The organism is Roseateles sp. P4_D2, assembly GCF_056401875.1.
The window spans coordinates 193,946-208,938 of record NZ_JBFUIM010000012.1; the positions used below are offsets into that span (position 1 = coordinate 193,946).

Annotated in this window: 12 protein-coding genes; 8 read left to right on the forward strand and 4 right to left on the reverse strand. The window is 65.2% G+C overall.

Annotated elements, in window-relative coordinates; genetic code table 11:
• Positions 1-240 precede the first annotated feature (240 nt).
• Genes AC1DW0_RS21365 through AC1DW0_RS21375 form a run of 3 tightly spaced genes read right to left on the reverse strand, consistent with a single transcriptional unit; the run spans position 241 to position 3,874 of the window.
• Positions 241-1,443, reverse strand: a complete 1,203-nt coding sequence (locus tag AC1DW0_RS21365; protein WP_477947845.1) for a DUF4861 family protein — start codon at positions 1,441-1,443, stop codon at positions 241-243.
• Positions 1,443-2,714, reverse strand: coding sequence for a DUF2264 domain-containing protein (locus AC1DW0_RS21370; RefSeq protein WP_477947847.1), 1,272 nt, complete (start codon positions 2,712-2,714; stop codon positions 1,443-1,445). Before AC1DW0_RS21370 ends, AC1DW0_RS21365 begins: the two co-directional genes overlap by 1 nt.
• Positions 2,715-2,734: 20 nt before the next feature.
• Positions 2,735-3,874, reverse strand: coding sequence for a glycoside hydrolase family 88/105 protein (locus AC1DW0_RS21375; RefSeq protein WP_477947849.1), 1,140 nt, complete (start codon positions 3,872-3,874; stop codon positions 2,735-2,737).
• Between the two features lie 212 nt (positions 3,875-4,086).
• On the opposite strand from AC1DW0_RS21375, the gene AC1DW0_RS21380 reads away from it, so the two are divergent.
• Both AC1DW0_RS21380 and AC1DW0_RS21385 read left to right on the forward strand, forming a co-directional pair.
• Positions 4,087-5,106 (forward strand): LacI family DNA-binding transcriptional regulator, encoded by a 1,020-nt coding sequence (locus tag AC1DW0_RS21380; RefSeq protein ID WP_477947851.1) that lies wholly within the window; start codon positions 4,087-4,089, stop codon positions 5,104-5,106.
• 1 nt (position 5,107) lies between these two features.
• Positions 5,108-6,505: an MFS transporter gene (locus AC1DW0_RS21385; RefSeq protein ID WP_477947853.1), complete on the forward strand. Its 1,398-nt coding sequence runs from the start codon at positions 5,108-5,110 to the stop codon at positions 6,503-6,505.
• On the opposite strand, the gene AC1DW0_RS21390 is transcribed toward AC1DW0_RS21385, so the two are convergent.
• Positions 6,467-7,402, reverse strand: coding sequence for a LysR family transcriptional regulator (locus AC1DW0_RS21390; protein WP_457355527.1), 936 nt, complete (start codon positions 7,400-7,402; stop codon positions 6,467-6,469). The two genes, AC1DW0_RS21385 and AC1DW0_RS21390, sit on opposite strands and share 39 nt — an antisense overlap.
• Positions 7,403-7,514: 112 nt before the next feature.
• On the opposite strand from AC1DW0_RS21390, the gene AC1DW0_RS21395 reads away from it, so the two are divergent.
• The 6 genes from AC1DW0_RS21395 to AC1DW0_RS21420 are packed head-to-tail and all read left to right on the forward strand — an operon-like array spanning position 7,515 to position 14,956.
• On the forward strand, positions 7,515-9,599 hold the full coding sequence (locus tag AC1DW0_RS21395; RefSeq protein WP_477947855.1) for a 4-oxalomesaconate tautomerase: 2,085 nt from the start codon (positions 7,515-7,517) through the stop codon (positions 9,597-9,599).
• Positions 9,600-9,657: 58 nt separating this feature from the next.
• Complete coding sequence (locus AC1DW0_RS21400) at positions 9,658-10,713, forward strand: porin (protein WP_477947857.1); 1,056 nt, start codon at positions 9,658-9,660, stop codon at positions 10,711-10,713.
• A gap of 14 nt (positions 10,714-10,727) precedes the next feature.
• Positions 10,728-11,576 carry an HTD2 family dehydratase gene (locus AC1DW0_RS21405; RefSeq protein WP_457355531.1) on the forward strand — a complete coding sequence of 283 codons (849 nt, stop codon included), beginning with the start codon at positions 10,728-10,730 and terminating at the stop codon, positions 11,574-11,576.
• 10 nt (positions 11,577-11,586) lie between these two features.
• A complete protein-coding gene (locus AC1DW0_RS21410; RefSeq protein ID WP_457355533.1) occupies positions 11,587-12,765 on the forward strand; it encodes a CaiB/BaiF CoA transferase family protein in 1,179 nt (392 codons plus the stop codon).
• A 1-nt stretch (position 12,766) separates the two neighbouring features.
• Positions 12,767-13,582, forward strand: coding sequence for an HpcH/HpaI aldolase/citrate lyase family protein (locus AC1DW0_RS21415; RefSeq protein WP_457355535.1), 816 nt, complete (start codon positions 12,767-12,769; stop codon positions 13,580-13,582).
• Between the two features lie 27 nt (positions 13,583-13,609).
• Positions 13,610-14,956: a class-II fumarase/aspartase family protein gene (locus tag AC1DW0_RS21420; protein ID WP_477947860.1), complete on the forward strand. Its 1,347-nt coding sequence runs from the start codon at positions 13,610-13,612 to the stop codon at positions 14,954-14,956.
• Positions 14,957-14,993 lie beyond the last annotated feature (37 nt).

The following is a 14,993-nucleotide window of genomic DNA, read 5'->3' on the forward strand; positions in this document are numbered from 1 at the left end:
TAACGTTGCCTCATCGATCTTGAAAGTTGCTTTGGTGCGACATTGCAGGATCATCACCAATGTTCTCGAAGACAGTCAGGGATGCTTGGCAATCTTGGTGACTATCAAACTAGGGGTGTCACGGCCTCGCCCCGTTCAGCTTAGTCTCCACGGCGCGAAAGGAGCTATGAATAAGGCGCCGCGAGATATACAAAATTTCAGAGTCAAAGCACATCGCAGGATGCCACCGGGAAAACATGGCTACTCCGCGCCGAATTCGACCCGGATCGGCGATGCGACGCGCTTGCGGTAGGCCTCCACATAGCCCTGCCAGGCTTGCGCCGTGGGGATCTCACCCGACCAGTCGACCGCGGCGCCAAGGTAGTAGCGCAGCGGCTGGCCGGTCTTGGCCTTGACGAGGATCAGTTCGTTGTCGGGATCGGCCGCGTAGCCGTCTGCACCCGGCAGCAGGATGGCGACACCAAAGTCACCCGCACTGCGCTGGCGCACCCATTGCATCAGCGTGTCCGGGGCACGGTAAGCAGCGACCGTCGGCGCCTGCTCGGGATAGGCCGGCTTCTTGTTGAGACCCAGCGCGACCGTGAGCGTCTGCGGCGTGGCAGTGCTGAAAGTGCTTTCGACCGTGTCGAAAAGATGGCCCGCGTCGACGGTGAACCGCTTGACTTCGCTGACCGCCACACCGCCCGCGTCCCACTTGTCGTAGGTCAACTCGAAAACGGCACGGACGGGCCCGTTCGTGACGACGCGCCACGCCGAATAGTTGCGGCTGACGAACAGCCGGCTGCCATTCCAGATGCCCGTGCCGCCCGCGCCGCGGGTGCGGCCGACGGCGTACATGTCGAGCCCTTCGCCCTCGTCCTTGTGATAGTGGTCGTGGCCCTTGTTGTACCAACGGTCGACGATGAGATAGGACGGCCGCTTGAACCAGATGTCGACGCCGCTCGTGACGAGGACTTCCTTGTCGCTGCCGGGTGGCGCCGGCGCGGCCAGCGCCTGGCCGTAGGTGCGGTGGCCGATCTTGTCGTTCTCCCAGGCGAAGTCGTCGAGGCGCTCGGGGACATAACGGGCGAATGCCTTGACGGGAAACGGCGGCGCGACCGTCGTTGCCTTCTCGACGGTGAAGCGTGCGCTCTGCTCGTCAACGGCGAAGTCATGCTGGAAGATCAGCTCCCCGTAGGCGATGCCTTCGTTCTTCGGGTCTTTCGCCAACGGCGCCACGTTGGTGACTTGGTAGGGCAGCAGGTTGCCACCGGCATCGCGCACAGCGAGCTGATGCAGCAGTGCCCCGGGCAGGCGCCGGGCCACTTCGGACCAGGGGACCGCGATCGTCTCGGCCGGCCGCGCGGCCTTCAGCTCGTGCCGAACAGTGACGACCAGGCGCTCCGCCGCGCCGGCGCCCAGCGCGTTCAAGGCCAGCCAAACAGCGAGGATCGCCCGCTTCATCAGTAGCCCACGGCGTAGTCTTTGGGGAAGCGGTTGCTGCTGAACGCCTTCTTCTGCGTCCAGTCCTGCGCCGGCGCCGTCCAGTAGGAGTCGGTCGCGGGCAGGCCCAGCGCGAGCAGGCCCGCCGCGGCGATGTACATGCTGCCGTTGTTGGAGTACCAGTCCCCCAGTTCAGGCTGATGGCCGCGAAAGCCGATGGTCAGGAAGCCGTCCTTCGTGAAGTTTCCGGGGCCGTCCCAGATCGCCACGTGCGCGGCGTGCAAGGCCGAGCGCACCTGCCCCTCGGGCAACGATGCCGGCAGCTGCTTGCGCCAGGCCAGCAAGGCCAGCGGCTGGAACACCGCGGTGCGGTAGGTCAGCGAGCGGCCGATCGGCGGGTAGCTGCCTTGCGGGCCCACGAAGCGCTCCAGGTGCTCGCAATAGCGCTGCGCGCGCTTCGTGGCCTGCGCCAGCAGATCCTCGGGCTTGGCGTTCCAGAACGGCCCCTTGCTGGCCACCAGCACCTCGAGGATCTCAAGCAGCATGGGGTACATGACGTAAGAGCAGTAGTAGTCGAAATGGAAGTCCTGGCCGTCCTTGATCCAGCCGTCGCCGACATACCACTCGTTGATCTTGCGGATGGCCCCGTTCATGCGCATCGGGTCGGATTCCTCGCCGATGGACAGCAGCCAGGCCTCGTTCATCGCCGCGAACAGCAGCCAGTTGATGTAGGGCACCTCGATGCGACGCAGGCCCTTGATCTCGGCCACGATGCGGCCCTTGGTGGCCGCATCCAGCGGCTCCCACAACACCTTGGGCGCGCGCATCAGGGCGTTGGTGAAATAGGCCGAATCCACCAGCGCCTGGCCATGCCCCTTCCAGGTCAGGTAGTCCGGGCTCTTGGGGTCGACCGCGTTGGCGTAGCTCTGCAGCGCCTGTTGTTGCAGGCGCTGGCGCAGCTTGCCCTCGGCACTGTCATCCGCCGGCAGCGCGAGCCACGGCGAGATGCCCGAAATCAAGCGACCGAAACATTCGAGGTAGGCGACGGAAGGGTCGCGGCCATCCCAGGTGGGGCTCAGTTCGAGCGCGAACTTCTTTTTCAGCTCGCCTTTGGACATCAGGCCCATCACCGGCTCCGCCATCTGGCGCAGCAGGTTGAGCATGTAGGCACGCTCCTGCCCAGGCGCAGCGGCAGTCGCAGCAGTCGCCGCAGCTGCCGCCTCGCTGGTGGCCAACAGGGCCGGCACGGACGGCCCCAAGGCCGCAGCGCGCATGAAATTTCGACGTTGCACTTTGTCTCCTGGCTGCGCCGTTATTTGTCGAGCAGACGGACCATTTCAGCCCCCGCCAGCAGGAAGGCGCCGACGCCGAAGTGCGACGTGGAATTCTGGTCTACCACCTGCCCCGGAATCGCGCGGTCGCCGATCGGCTGCACATACCCCAGCTTGCCGTCGGGCTGCAGGGCCACGGTTGTCAGGTAATGCCAGCCGCGCTGCGCCGCAGGCAGATACCGGTCACGCGGCAGCAGGCCATTGTTGATGCCCCACAGCAGCCCGTAGGTGAAGAAGGCCGTCCCGCTGGTCTCGGGGCCCGGCGCATGGGCCGGGTCCATGAGGCTGCGCGTCCAGTAACCCTCGGGTTGCTGCAGCGGCAGCAGCGCCGCAGCCATGTCCTGGAGGCGCTGCACGTACTCACCGCGGTGCGGATCGTCCTGCGGCAATTCCGACAGGACCCTGGCAAGCGCCGCAAATGCCCACCCATCGCCGCGGGACCAGAAGTCCTTCTTGCCGTTGACGCTCTTGTGCTGCGGGAACACGTATCTCGCGTCCCGGTAATAGAGCTTCTCCTGCGCGTCGTACATGATGCTGTTGGCGTGGCTGTAGTACTCGAACATCTTGTCGAGATACTGGCGATTGCCGGTGGCCTTGTACATCTTTGTCATGACCGGCATGGCCATATACAACCCATCCACCCACCACCAATAGTCCTTGTTGGGGGTGCTCATCTGATATTCCATCACCTCGCGGGCGCGGGCAATCTTGCGCGGGTCCTTCTCCAGTTGATAAAGATCCGCGTAAACCTGAAAGCAGATCTGCCAATCACCGAATAGCACGTGCTCCGGCGTTTCGCCGTAGGTGTATTTCCAGGTCGATTTATCCTTGGACCGCGCGCCCGCCCATTGGTTGTATTCGGCCCAGGTCTCGGTATAGCGCCGATAACCTTCATTGCCGGTCACCCGGTAGGCTTCCATATTACCGGTGTGATAGGCCGCCACATTCCAGAACGGGCTGTCTTGAGCAGGTGCGCGCGCTTGCCAGTAGGAATTGACCTTGTCGATCGCCGCAATCACTTCACCGCGATTGCTGCCGTTCTGAGCGGGCGCGCCCGCACATCCACCCAGAGCAATGCCCAGCGTCAATAACAAGCCGCTCACGCAATTCTTCAGTTTCATCAGCATCGATCCGTTGAACGCACGGAGCAATTCCAATGCGTCGACTTGGTCGGCGCAGCCCGCCGGTTGGCTGCTGCGGCCATAGAGTATGGTTACGTTAGCATATCAAGCCGAAATCACAAAGAAATTTGCACGACCGGCAAGCTTTTCCGACTGCGTCAACGAATGTGGTATCGTCACCACATTCTGGTATTCCATCTCAGCGTCGATCTATGCCAAAACCCAGCAGGCTCAGTGAAGTAGCGAAGTTGGCCGGTGTCGCGCCCATCACCGCATCGCGTGCAATCCGCGGCACGGGCTACGTCTCGGAAGATGCACGCGCACGCGTCATGGAGGCTGCGGCCAAGCTGAACTACTCGCCCGACATGGTGGCGCGACGCATGCGCGGCGAGAAAAGCCGGCTCATCGGCATCTTCGTGAACAACTTCGGCTCACTGGTGCTGCACGAGATCACCAAGGAGATCAGCAACGAAGCGCGTGCCCGCGGCTACGACATCCTGCTGTTCAACGCCGACCGTTTCGACGCCCCAGGCCGCGCAGACACGCGCGACATGCTGGCCAACCTGTGCGCCGGCCTCATCCTGCCCATGCCGAACGTCGAGGATGCCTACCTCGGCGAACTGGAACACCGCCAGTTGCCCTGCGTGTTCGTCAACTTCGATGCGCGCGCCATGGGGCTGCCCGTCGTCGTGGTCGAGAACCGCAAGGGCGCCCGCACGGCAGTCGAGCATCTGCTGTCGCTGGGGCACCGTCGCATCGCGTTCATTGCCGGCTCCCACTACACGGGCCAGAGCACCGAGCGGCAGGCGGCCTATGTCGAAGCCCTGAACGAAGCCGGCATCGCCGCCGACCCTGCGCTGATCGTTCCGGGTCGTTTCGTCCAGACCGGCGGCTACGCGGCCACCGTGCAGCTGCTGGACCTGCCGGAGCCGCCCACCGCCATCTTCGCGGCCAACGACGAGATGGCGTTCGGCGCCATCGACGCCATCCACAGCAAGGGGCTGCGCGTTCCCGAAGACATCTCGGTCGTGGGTTTCGACGACATCGCCATCTCCAGCCACATCCACCCGCCCCTGACGACGATGCGCCAGCCGCTGGTCGAACTCAGCGCCTGCGCGGTACGGGAACTCGTGGCGCTGATCGAGGGCCAGGGCATCGCAGCGAAGAAGATCGCCCTGCCGCTGGAACTGGTCGTCCGCAAATCGACCGGCCCCGTGGCGCAGCGCGGCTGACATGAATCGCGCACTGGCTGCGAGAGCTGGGGCGGCTGTGCCGCTCAGCCTTGTCGGGCTGGGCGCCCTGCTGCTCTGGCTGCTGTGCGGCGATTTCGGCGTCTCGATGCGCGACCGCGCTGCCGTGCCCAGCGCACTGGAGCTGCTGCGCCGGCACGCGGCGTCTGACACGACGATCTCGCTGCTGCTGTCCACGGTGCCCGCCGCCTTGAGCTTGCTGTTGGTACCCCTGGCCGGCTATCACTCGGACCGCTGCCGCAGCCGCCTTGGCAGGCGCAAGCCCTTTCTGATGGTTGCAGCGCCCACCGGCCTCGTGGCCATGGTGGGCCTGGCTGCCTCACCCACGCTGGCGGGCTGGCTTGATGCTGCACTGGGCGGCTGGTCACCCGGCCTGCACAACTGCCGACTCGCGCTGTTCAGCCTGTTCTGGGCCGCATTCGACTGTGCCGCCATCAGCGCTTTCTCGCTGTTCAACGGCCTCGTCAATGACCTCGTGCCCGCGGGCCTGCTCGGTCGCTTCTTTGCGGTGTTCCGCATCGTCAGCCTGACGATCGGCATCGCGTATCACAACTGGATCTTCGCGCTCACGGATCACCATCTGCGCGAGGTCCTGTTGGGCGTCGGCCTCTTCTTCTGCCTGCCTATCCTCGCGATGGCGTTGATGCTGAAGGAGACACCCTTGCCGCCCGACGCCGCGCCCGCTGACAAGACGGAGCCCCGGCTGAGATTTCCCCTCGACCACGTGCTGGCCTGCTTTCGCCATCGCTCCTATGGGTGGGCCGTCGCCGCCTTCGTGCTGGCGAGCGTCACCTTCAGCCCCTTCAACACCTTCTATCTGCACTACGCGCACGCGGCCGGCATCCAGAAGGCCACGCTGGGCGCGTTGACGGCAGCAGGCTATGCGGTGTCCATCGTATCGGCCTTTGCCATTGGATCGATGGCTGATCGCTTGGGTGCGGTGCGGGTCTCGGTAGCCATCATGACGGTGTATTGCGCCATCTCGGCGGCCGGCTTCGCCTTGGTGTCGGACGCCGCCAGCTTCCGCGTCTTCTACTTTGCCCACGTGGTGATTTCCGGCGCATGGTTCACGGCTGCCGCATCAATGCCGATGGCGCTTTTCCCGCGCGACAGATTCGTGCAGTTCAACTCGACCAAAGATCTGATGGTGATCTTCGGCACGATCCTGGTCAGCAGCGTCCAAGGGCCGATGCTCGACCTGTCCGAACACGACTATCGCTACACGCTGCTTGCAGGAACGGTTTTCTCTCTGCTGTGCGTTGTGTGCCTCTTGCGTATGCCGTTCCGCCGCAGCACACCTGCCTGTCCAACAATCGCTGAGCCAACCGAACATCCTGAATCATCAAATCCTGGCACGTCTGCGCTTGAGCAACGGAGCTGATGTCGACGGCGAGATCTCCGCAAAGAAGTCGAAGAGTTGCTGTGCTGCGGGCGCCAGCCCTCGCCCCCGACGTTTGATAAGACCGACGACGCGCTTCACTTCTGGACCATCGAGAGGGATGCTGACCAGCAAGGGATGGTCACGCGCGGGCATCGCCAACGAGGGCACTGCAGCAACACCAAGCCCGGCCTCCACCAACCCCAGCAACGTGGTCACGTGTTGCGCCTCGTACAGGCTCTGGGGCCTGCCCACAACCCCGGCCAGCGCCTGATCAATCAGCAGCCGGTTGCCCGAGGACTTTCCCACCGTGATGAAGTCGTGCGCGGCAAGATCCAGCCAACTCACACGGCGTTTGTTCGCCAGCGGATGGTCTCTTCGGCAAGCCGCCACAAAGCGCTCCTCAAGCAGGGGTTGGAACTCAATCTCTGGTTCCTGGCTGCCGATGAAGTTGAGCCCGAAGTCAGCCTCGTTGCGGGACACGGCCGCGAGCACCTCGTTCGCACTCGCATCAAACACCTTCACACGAATCTTCGGATAGCGGTCGCGGTATCGCCGGATCACTTGCGAGAGGTAGTAGTAGACCGTCGAGGGAACGCAGGCGATGGTGACCTCACCCATGCGGGTGGCGGCAATGCCTTTGATGCCGAGCAACGTGGCATCCAGGTCATCGAGCATGACCTGGACCTTTCGCGCGAAGTCCCGGCCCACAGCGGTCAGGCTGACGCGCCGGGTCGTTCGCTCCAGGAGCTTGACGCCCAGCGCTTCTTCCAGCTTCTCGATGCGTCGGCTGAAGGCGGGCTGGGAGATGTTCACGGCCTCCGCCGCCTGGCGGAAGTTGGCCAGTTCGGCCACGGCGCGAAACGCCTGCAGATCGTTCAGATCGAAGTTCAGCGCCATGGAATTCCTTCTCGGCGGGCCGAAACGGGCACCCTAGATTGATGCGCCCTGTGGATCAATCGATTCTAACAATGCAATTCACAGACGATCTGTTGCTGAAGATCATTCAGCCATGTCTTCCATCCGCCTCCCTTGCGTCCTCATGCGCGCCGGCACCTCCCGCGGTCCGTTCTTCCTTCGTGAGTGGCTTCCACAAGATGACCTGGCGCGTGACCAGGCGCTGATCGGTGCCATCGGTGCATCCGATCTTCTTCAGGTGGATGGCGTCGGCGGCGGCAGCACGCTGACCAGCAAGGTGGCGATCGTGTCGCGGTCGTCCCAACCGGACTGCGATGTCGACTACCTCTTCGCGCAGGTTGGCGTCGGGCAGCAATCCGTCGATACCCGTCCCAACTGCGGAAACATGCTGTCGGGCGTCGGCCCGTTCGCCATCGAGCAGGGCTTGATTCCGGCAAACGACGGCCTGACCACCGTCCGTGTGTTCAACGTCAACACCCGCTCCCGCATCGAGGTCACCGTCCAGACCCCTGAGCGCTGCGTTCGCTACGACGGCGATACCCGCATCGACGGCGTTGCAGGCACAGCGGCGCCGATCTATCTCAACTTCCTGGACGCCTGGGGCGCCGTGACGGGCGCGGTCTTTCCGACCGGGCGCCGCATCGACCTCATCGACGGCATCGCGGCGACATGCATCGATGCCGCCATGCCGCTGATGATCATCCGGGCGTCCGATCTCGGCGTCAGCGGCCGTGAGACGCCGGTTCAACTTGACGAGCATCCCGGCCTGCTGGAACGCATCGAGCGGCTGCGCCGCCATGCGGGCGAAATCATGGGCCTGGGAGACGTGACGAACAGCGTCATCCCGAAGCCGGTTCTGGTGAGCCCAGGCGATGGCCCGGACAGCATCACCTCGCGCTACTTCACGCCCAAGCGCTGCCATGCATCGCACGCCGTCACCGGCGCCATCGGCGTTGCCACGGCGTTCGCACTGCCAGGCACCGTCGCCAGCGGCGTTGCCATGCGACCGCGAATCCATGACGTCGTGGTCCTGCATCCGCAGGGTCGCATCAATGTCGCCGTTGAGATCGACGGCTGCGGTGAGGACGCGCGCGTGACGCGCGCCGCATTGGTCCGCACCGCCAGAAAGATCATGCAGGGCGACCTCCATGTGCCTGGCTATGTGTTCTCGAAGCCCTTGGAATCCAACAACGGAGACGACGAAGTGCAACTGCTTCTCACCCCTTTCATCGCCGGCGCTCTCGTCGCCGCAACACCGGCCAGCCAGGCGCAGACGGCCGCGCCCTACCCTGCCAAAACCATCACGATCGTCGTGCCCACGGCCGCCGGCGGCGGCAACGATGCAATGGCCCGCACCATCGCTCAAAAGCTGGGCCCGCTGCTCGGCCAGACGATGATCATCGACAACCGTGCCGGCGCCACCGGCTCCATCGCCAGCGAGTACGTCGCCCGTGCAACGCCCGACGGCTACACGCTGCTGTTCGGGTACATCGGCACGCATGGGATGAATCCGGCGCTGCAGAAGCTGCGTTACGACCCCGTTGCCGACTACGAGCCCATCGGTCTGGTCGGCTACTCACCCACGCTGATGGTTTCGACCGTCGACGCGCCGGTCAAGGATGTGAAGGACCTGGTCACGCAGCTGAAGGCCAAGCCCGACGCCTTCGCGTATGCCTCCGCCGGCAATGGCACGGCGCCGCATTTCGCGGCCGAGCTGTTCCTGCTGAATGCCGGCGTGCACATGACGGGCATCCCGTACAAGGGCTCAGCTCCGGCCATCACGGACACCATCGCCGGACAGACCCAGTTCATGTTCCCGAGCCTGTTCACCGCGCTGCCCTTCGTCAAGAACGGAAAGCTGCGCGCCATGGCGGTGGCCGGTCCCAAGCGCGTCGCCGCCTTGCCGGATGTGCCGACGCTCAAGGAGGCCGGCGTTGACGGCGTCGATGTCATGCAGTGGTACGGCATCTTCGCCCCGGCCAAGACGCCAAAGGCCGTCGTCGACAAGATCAACAAGGCGCTCAACCAGGTGCTGGCCGACAAGGAAATCGTCAAGCGCATCGAGGACCACGGTGCCGATGTCCAGACCAGCACGCCCGAGGCTTTCGGTGCGTTGGTGAAGAGCGAAGTCGCCAAGTGGAAAAGCGTCGTGCAGCGGGCCAAGTTGAAAGCCGACTGAGCCCTCGCCCCTATCAACCAGAACAAACCGGAGACAGAAAATGAAGCATTCAAGAATCGTGATCGCAGGCCTCGTCGCCTGCTCGGCATCGACCGCTTGGTCGCAAGGCGTGACGCTTGCCGGTGTCGCCGACGCCGCCGCGCGTTATGTGTCCAACGAGGGGCGAGGGTCAGTGAGCTCGCTGGTCAGCGGATCGAACTCGACCAGCAAGCTCATCGTTCGCGGTGTCGAGAGCCTCGGCGGAAACCTCTCCGCAGGGTTCCACCTGGAGCATGGCTTCCAGCTCGATTCGGGCACCCAAGTCGCCAGCACGCAGTTCTGGGACAGGCGCGCCACCGTGCATCTCATCAGCAAGGACTGGGGCGAGCTCCGGATGGGGCGCGACTACGTGCCGAACTACCTCAACTGGAACCGCTTCGACCCGTTCGCCTATGTGGGAGCGGGCGGCGCCAACAACTTCATCTCGGCCACGCCGAACGGGCCGATCCGGTCAGCGTTTGGGTCGGGGCTCAACACCACCGTCCGGTCGGGCGACTCCGTGCAGTACATCCTTCCAGGCGACCTCGGCGGCCTGGAAGGCGGCGTGATGCTCGCCGCCGGCGAGGGCGGGACCACCGCTGACGGAAAGAACAAGTTCACCGGGGGCCGATTGGGATACACCGGCAAAGGCTTCACCGTCTCGGCCGCCGCGTCGCGCAGCACGAACAACCTGACCGGAGGCAACGCGTTCCGTGACCAGGTCGTTGCGGGCAGCTATGACTTCGGCCCCGTGCAGCTGAGCGCGGCCCTGCGCCAGTTCAAGCAGGCAACGGCCAAGCAGACCAACCTGTTGCTGGGTGCGTGGATCCCGGTCGGTAGCGGCACCGTCAAGATTTCGCTGAACCGCGCCAACCTGTCCGGAAAGGTCGGCACGGTGTCCATCGACGCCAACGACGCCCAGCAGTTGGCGGTCGGCTATGTGTACGACCTCTCTAAGCGCAGTGCCGCCTACACGACCTTGTCCGTGATCAACAACAAGGGCGCAGCTACCTATGTGGTCCCCGGTGGCGCGTCCGGCATGGCCGGCGGCGGCACGTCCAAGGGCCTCGAGGTCGGCCTGCGCCACAACTTCTGACCGGAGGATTCGACATGGACGACCTCGCCGCATGGATCGGCCGCACCGCGACCGCCGACGACACGATCACCCCGACACCCGTCGCGGCCTTGGCCGCCACCCTGGACTACCCCTCGGCGCCGGTCGAACCGGGTGCCGCCCTGCCTGCGCTCTGGCATTGGCTGTACTTCCTGTCGCTGCATCGCCAGTCTGAGATCGGCGCCGACGGCCATGCCAGGCGAGGCGGCTTCATGCCGCCGGTGCCGCTGCCGCGGCGGATGTGGGCGGGCAGCCAGTTCGAGTTCCATTCGCCGGTCCGCGTGGGGGATCGCGTCAGCCGCACCTCGACCATCGCCGACGTGAAGACGAAGAATGGGCGCACGGGCCCGCTGGTCTTCGTCAAGGTGAGGCACGAGCTGCGCTGCAACGGCGCGGCCGAGCCGGCGCTGGTCGAGTTCCACGACATCGTCTACCGCGAGGCCCAACGCGCCGATGACGTCGCGCCGCCCCCGCAGGCGGCTCAGGTTGATGCGCCCTGGCAGCGCGTGATCGTGCCCGACGACGTCCTGCTGTTCCGCTACTCGGCGCTGACCTTCAACGGGCATCGCATCCACTACGACCGCAAGTACGTCACCGAGGTCGAAGGCTATCCAGGCCTGATCGTCCATGGCCCGCTCATCGCCACGCTGCTGATGGATCTGCTGCGGCGCCAGCTTCCCGACGCGGATGTCGCGACCTTCCAGTTCAAGGCCTTGCGGCCGACGTTCGACCTCAATGCCTTCCGCGTCAATGGCGCGCTTCAGGACGACGGCAAGACCGTGCACCTCTGGGCGATGGACCACGACGGCTGGCTGACGATGGACGCCACGGCAACGCTGCGTTAGGACACCAATCATGCAACCCCTCAAAGGCCTGACCGTCGTGACGCTGGAGCACGCCATCGCCGCGCCATTCGCGACGCGCCAGCTTGCGGATCTCGGAGCGCGAATCATCAAGATCGAGCGCCCGGGCAGCGGCGATTTCGCGCGTGGCTACGACAACCGTGTGCGGGGCCTCGCCTCGCACTTCGTCTGGACCAACCGCTCCAAGGAAAGCCTGACGCTCGACGTCAAGCATCCGGAGGCCGCGCGCGTGCTGGAGCGACTGGTGCTTGAGAAGGCGGATGTGGTCGTGCAGAACCTCGCACCCGGCGCCGCCGCGCGGCTCGGGCTGGGTTATGAGCGCCTGTCCGCCATCAAGCCCGGGATCATCGTGTGCGACATCTCCGGCTATGGCGGCGACGGCCCGTATCGCGACAAGAAGGCCTACGACCTGCTGATCCAGAGCGAAGCCGGCTTCGTGTCCGTCACCGGCACGCCCGACGAGCCCAGCAAGGCCGGCCCGTCGATCGCAGACATCGCGGCAGGCATGTACGCGTACACCAACATCCTCGCCGCGCTGATGCAACGCAGCCAGACCGGCCGAGGCCAGCACATCGACATCTCCATGCTGGAGTGCCTGACGGAGTGGACGAGCTACCCGCTCTACTACGCCTTCGAAGGCGCACCACCACCGCCGCGCACGGGGGCCAGCCACGCCACCATCTATCCCTATGGTCCCTTCCCCACGGGCGACGGAGGCACGGTGATGATGGGTCTGCAGAACGAGCGCGAGTGGGTCAACTTCTGCGAGAAGGTCCTTTTGCAGCCGGGCCTCGCGACCGCCCCTCGCTTCACCGGCAACGCCAGACGGGTGGCAGAGCGGGTCGCCTTGCGCGCCCTGATCGTAGACGCCTTCAGCGCGCTGACGGTGGCGCAGGTGGTTGAACGCCTGGAGCAGGCTCAGATCGCCAATGCGCGCGTCAACACGATGGCGGACGTCTGGGCGCATCCGCAGTTGCAGGCGCGCAAGCGCTGGCGGGAGGTCGGCACGTCCGCCGGGCCGGTGCCCGCGCTGTTGCCGCCCGGCTCCTGGGATGAGGGCCCTCGCATGGACCCCGTGCCCGCTTTAGGCGAGCACACCGACGCCATCCTGACGGAGCTGGGGATGGATACCGACGCGATCCGGGCGCTTCATGCGGCCGAGGCTGTCTGACATGCCGGCCCGCACTTACCTCTTCGTTCCGGGCAATCGCCCCGAGCGCTTTGACAAGGCCCTGGCCAGCGGCGCCGATGCCGTCGTGCTTGATCTGGAAGATGCCGTGGCGCAGGAGGACAAGCCGACGGCGCGAGATGCAATCTCGACCTGGACAAGGCTGAGGACGGCGGCCGAGCTGGACAGGATCGTCCTGCGCGTCAACGACGCCGAGAGCGGCGAATTCGCCGACGACCTGCGGCTGCTGCGCGACACGAGGCTGCCCAGGGCCATGCTGGCCAAGGCCGAGTCGCCCGAGCATGTCCGGGAGCTGCGCGCCAACGCGCCTGCCGTCGACGTGCTGGCGCTGATCGAATCCGCGCGAGGCGTGGCCAATGCAGACGCGCTGGCCGGCTGTGACGGCGTTTCACGGCTTGTGTTCGGCACGCTCGACTTCGCGCTGGACCTCGACATCGACATCAGCGACCAGGCCGATGGCCTTGCTTTCTCCGCCAGCCGTCTCGCGCTCGCATCCCGTTGCGCCGGCATTGCCGGGCCGGTGGCCGGCGTCACGACACAGCTCGACGACGAGGCGCGGTTGCTGGCTGAGCTGGCCTGGGCGCGTCGGTTCGGCTTCACAGCCAAGCTCTGCATCCATCCCAGGCAAGTGGCCATCATTCACGCCGCACTCGCACCAAGTGCGCAGGACCTCGATTGGGCTCGCCGGGTGCTCGCGGCCGACGCGGCTTCACCCGGCGCCGCCCGGCTCGACGGCCACATGGTCGACCGCCCCGTGGTCCTGCGCGCGCAGCGGCTGCTGCAGCGCGCATGGCACTGATCCTCACCCCCACTGGAGACACTCCCCATGGCTTCCACCCTCATCGACTCCGTCATCTTCCAGGGCATCTTCGGCACCGAAGCCATGCGTCACGTGTGGTCCGACGAGAACCGAACGCAGAAGTACCTCGACATCGAAGCGGCACTTGCCAAGGTGCAAGGGCGGCTCGGCCTGATTCCGCAGGAGGCGGCCGACGAGATCGTCAGCCACTGCCACCTCGACCAGATCGACATGGCCAAGCTGCGCCTGCAGACCGAACGAATCGGCTATCCGATCCTGGGCGTCGTCTCCCAGCTGAACCTGCTGTGCCGCGACAAGCTGGGTGAGTTCTGCCACTGGGGCGCGACGACGCAAGACATCACGGACACCGCCACCGTGCTCCAGATCCGCGAGGCGCTTCAGCTCGTCGACGATGAGCTGACGGCGATCTCGGCGGCGCTGGCCAAGCTGTGCCGCGAACATCGCCTGACGCCGATGATCGGGCGCAGCAACCTGCAGCAGGCGATTCCCGTCACCTTCGGCTACAAGATGGCTGGCCTGCTGTCGGCCATTGAGCGGCACCGTGAACGACTGGCCCAGCTGCGGCCGCGCGTGCTGGTCGGTGAGTTCGCCGGCGCGGCAGGCACCTTGGCATCCCTACAGACCCACGCGATGGAGACCCAGGCCGGCCTGTGCGCTGAGCTGGGCTTGGGCCAGCCCGTGATCGCCTGGCACACCATCCGCGACAACATCGCCGAGGTAGGCGCCTTCCTGGGCCTGGTCGGCGGCACGCTGGGCAAGCTCAGCATGGACGTGAAGCTGATGATGCAGACCGAAGTGGGCGAGGTGTTCGAGCCTTATGCCCACGGCCGCGGCTCCAGCAGCACGATGCCGCAGAAGCGCAACCCCATCTCCAGCTGCTACATCCATGCGGCGATTTCGGTGGTGCGCCAACATGCCGCCGCACTCATGGACGCCATGGTCGCGGATCACGAACGCAGCACCGGGCCGTGGGAGATCGAGTGGATCGTGCTGCCCGAAGCCTTTTGCCTGATGGCTGGCGCGCTGAAGCAGTCGCGCTTCGTGCTGGAAGGGCTGGAGGTGGACCCGGCCGCCATGCGCCGCAACATCGACATGACGCACGGCCTGGTCATGAGCGAGGCCGTCATGATGGGTTTGGGCCCGTACATCGGTCGCGAATTCGCGCACGACCTGGTCTACGACATCTGCCGTCACGCTGTGAGGCAGCAGCGGCCGCTGCTCGACCTGCTCTGCGAGCACCCGCAGATCAACAAACATCTTGATCGAGATGCGTTGGCCGTCTTGTGCGACCCCAACAACTACCTCGGGCAGTCCGGCGTGATGGTCGACCGCGTGCTGGCCACCCTGCGCTGAAGAGTCGGCCAAGACCGACGGCGCAGTACGCGTTTCA

Coding starts and splice junctions, on each gene's coding strand:
- AC1DW0_RS21375 (WP_477947849.1), bottom strand. CDS start 3,874: ATGAAACTGAAGAATTGCGTGAGCGGCTTGTTATTGACGCTGGGCATT.
- AC1DW0_RS21410 (WP_457355533.1), top strand. CDS start 11,587: ATGCAACCCCTCAAAGGCCTGACCGTCGTGACGCTGGAGCACGCCATC.
- AC1DW0_RS21420 (WP_477947860.1), top strand. CDS start 13,610: ATGGCTTCCACCCTCATCGACTCCGTCATCTTCCAGGGCATCTTCGGC.
- AC1DW0_RS21390 (WP_457355527.1), bottom strand. CDS start 7,402: ATGGCGCTGAACTTCGATCTGAACGATCTGCAGGCGTTTCGCGCCGTG.
- AC1DW0_RS21405 (WP_457355531.1), top strand. CDS start 10,728: ATGGACGACCTCGCCGCATGGATCGGCCGCACCGCGACCGCCGACGAC.
- AC1DW0_RS21365 (WP_477947845.1), bottom strand. CDS start 1,443: ATGAAGCGGGCGATCCTCGCTGTTTGGCTGGCCTTGAACGCGCTGGGC.
- AC1DW0_RS21395 (WP_477947855.1), top strand. CDS start 7,515: ATGTCTTCCATCCGCCTCCCTTGCGTCCTCATGCGCGCCGGCACCTCC.
- AC1DW0_RS21380 (WP_477947851.1), top strand. CDS start 4,087: ATGCCAAAACCCAGCAGGCTCAGTGAAGTAGCGAAGTTGGCCGGTGTC.
- AC1DW0_RS21385 (WP_477947853.1), top strand. CDS start 5,108: ATGAATCGCGCACTGGCTGCGAGAGCTGGGGCGGCTGTGCCGCTCAGC.
- AC1DW0_RS21415 (WP_457355535.1), top strand. CDS start 12,767: ATGCCGGCCCGCACTTACCTCTTCGTTCCGGGCAATCGCCCCGAGCGC.